The 2,543-nt window shown below is 75.2% G+C and carries 3 protein-coding genes; 2 read left to right on the top strand and 1 reads right to left on the bottom strand.

Going from position 1 to position 2,543, the window contains the following annotated elements:
* Positions 1–261, bottom strand: a 261-nt coding sequence (locus tag G3I42_RS37060; protein ID WP_203607162.1) for a hypothetical protein, incomplete at its 3' end; no start/stop codon positions are given.
* Between the two features lie 364 nt (positions 262–625).
* On the opposite strand from G3I42_RS37060, the gene G3I42_RS22335 reads away from it, so the two are divergent.
* Together G3I42_RS22335 and G3I42_RS22330 are read left to right on the top strand one after the other, a co-directional pair.
* Positions 626–1,642 (top strand): iron chelate uptake ABC transporter family permease subunit, encoded by a 1,017-nt coding sequence (locus G3I42_RS22335; RefSeq protein ID WP_343244625.1) that lies wholly within the window; start codon positions 626–628, stop codon positions 1,640–1,642.
* Positions 1,639–2,543 (top strand): iron ABC transporter permease (locus G3I42_RS22330; RefSeq protein ID WP_343244624.1); only part of this gene is annotated, 905 nt, incomplete at its 3' end. The genes G3I42_RS22335 and G3I42_RS22330, both read left to right, overlap by 4 nt.

The following is a 2,543-nucleotide window of genomic DNA, read 5'->3' as shown; positions in this document are numbered from 1 at the left end:
CCCCGGCCCCGCCGCTCCCCGCACACTCGCCGTCGCCGCCCCGCCCCCGGCGCCCGCCCCGGCCCCGGCCGTCACTCCCACCGCCGCCCGTACTCCCGCCCCGCCCCCCACCCCCGGCACCCGCTCCGCTCCCCCCAGCGTCATCCCCGCGACCCCCAGCACCATCGTGCCCGTGAGGGCGGCGGCCAGGGGGAAGAGAGGGCGGCGGGGGCGGTGCGGGCCGGGACAGGGGTGTCCCTGGGCGGTGCGGGGCTCGGTCATGGTGATCAGTCTTGACCGAATCGCGGCGATACGTCGCTTCTTCCGCGTCCATGTGGGAGCCGGGCGGGGGCACATGTGGCCGTGTGGGTGGCGCTTGCGCGCGTATCCCTGGCCGGAATCGACTGTTAGCCTTGCCTTACTTCGTACAGCAAGGGATCAGCGCAGTGAGGCACGAGCCGTGAGCGGCGGCCCCCGGGAGGTTCACCCGGAGCGGCCCAGCGAGTCCGCGTACGCACGGCGGCTGCGCGCGAAGGCCGCGAGCATCCAGGCGTCCCGCGCCGCGAGCGGCACGACGACCGCCGCGCTCGCCGAGGACCCCGCCGCCTTCCCCCCGGCCGAGACCCCCGCCCAGGCGAAGGCCCGTATCCGTCCCGCGCGCGCCCGCTCCGCCCTCGCGCTCGGCCTGCTCCTCTGCTTCCTCCTCCTGATCGCCGCAGTGCTCGCGAGCCTCTTCGTCGGCTCAGGTCACGAGGTCTCCGGCGGCGACGTCTTCCACGCGCTCTTCGACGCCGACCTGAGCGACAAGGGGCAGCTCGTCGTCCACGAGGTCCGCATCCCGCGCACCGCCGCCGGCGTCCTCGCCGGGATCGCGCTCGGGCTCGCGGGCTGCGTCATGCAGGGCGTCGCGCGCAACCCGATCGCCGACCCGGGACTCCTCGGCATCAACGCGGGCTCCTCCGTCGCCGTCGTCGCCGCGATCAGCCTCCTCGGCTTCGCCTCGCCCTCGCAGTACATCTGGTTCGGTTTCCTCGGCGCGCTCCTCGCGGCGCTGCTCGTGTACGGGATCGGCTCGCTCGGCCGCGAGGGCGCGACGCCCGTCAAACTCGCCCTCGCCGGGACGGCGACCCAAGCCGTCCTCGTCGCCCTGACCAGCGCGATCCTCCTCAAGGACCGCGACAGCTACGACCAGTACCGCTTCTGGCAGGTCGGCTCGCTCACCGGGCGCGACGGCTCGGACCTGTGGCAGGCGCTGCCGTTCATCGCGGTCGGCGCCGTCTTCGCGCTCGCGCTCGGGCCCGCGCTCAACGCGCTCTCGCTCGGCGACGACCTCGCGCGCGGCCTCGGCCAGAAGGTCGGCCGCATTCGCGCCGGGTCCGCGCTCGTCGTCGTGCTCCTGTGCGGCGCCGCGACCGCGATCGTCGGGCCGATCGCCTTCGTCGGCCTCGCCGTGCCGCACGCCGCCCGCCTCATCACGGGCCCCGACCACCGCTGGATTCTCCCGTACTCCGCCGTCCTCGCCCCCGTCCTCCTGCTCCTCGCGGACATCGTCGGGCGGCTGATCGCCCGCCCCGGCGAGGTGCAGGTCGGGGTCATCACGGCGGCGATCGGCTGCGTGCCGTTCATCATCCTGGTCCGGCGCAGGAAGCTGGTGGAGCTGTGACCAAGCCGCCCGACTCCGTGCGCGACGTCGCCTCCACCGCCCGTACCGACGCCGTCCGCACCGATGCGGTCCGTACCGGCACCGTCCGTACCGGCACCGTCCGTACCGGCACCGTCCGTACCGACCCCGCCCGCCTCGCCGAGGCCCGCAAGGCCGTCTCCGGGGTGCGGCGGCGGGGCCGCGTGCGCGCGTTGTGGACCGGCGGCGTGCTCGCCGTCCTCGTCTTCGCGCTCCTGTGCCTCTCGCTGTGCGTCGGCGACTACGTCCTCCCGCTCGGCGACGTGCTCGGCGCGCTCTTCGGCGGCGGGGACGCGGGCGCGCACTTCGTCGTCATCGAGCTGCGCCTGCCGCGCGCGCTGCTCGCCCTCCTCGTCGGCGCCGCCTTCGGCATGGCGGGCGGCGTCTTCCAGACCGTCCTGCGCAACCCGCTCGCGAGCCCCGACGTCATCGGCATCAGCGGCGGGGCCTCGGCCGCCGCCGTGCTCGGCTCCCTCGTCCTCTCGCTCAGCGGCCTCGCGCTCTCCGGCGCCGCGCTCGTCGGCGCGCTCGCGGCCGGCACGCTCATCTACGCGCTGTCGTGGCGCGGCGGCGTCGTCGGCGCGCGGTTCGTCCTCATCGGCATCGGGGTCGGTACGGGGCTGCTCAGCGTCATCTCGTACCTCATGACCACGGCCGACGTGAGCGAGGCGCAGGAGGCGTTCCTGTGGATGACCGGGAGCCTCAACGGGCGCTCCTGGACGCAGTTCTGGCCGCTCCTGTGGCTCCTCGTCGTCCTCGTCCCGCTCACCCTCGCCGCCGCGCGCTCGCTGCCCGCGCTGGCGCTCGGCGACGACACGGCCGCCGGGCTCGGCTCGCGCGTGGGCCGGCAGCGGCTCGCGCTCCTCGCCTGCGGGACGGTCCT

It is taken from the genome of Streptomyces sp. SID11385 (assembly GCF_010548245.1).
GTDB lineage: Bacteria > Actinomycetota > Actinomycetes > Streptomycetales > Streptomycetaceae > Streptomyces.
Note: the sequence above shows the minus strand (reverse complement) of the source record. Positions and strands in the feature narration are given on the sequence as shown.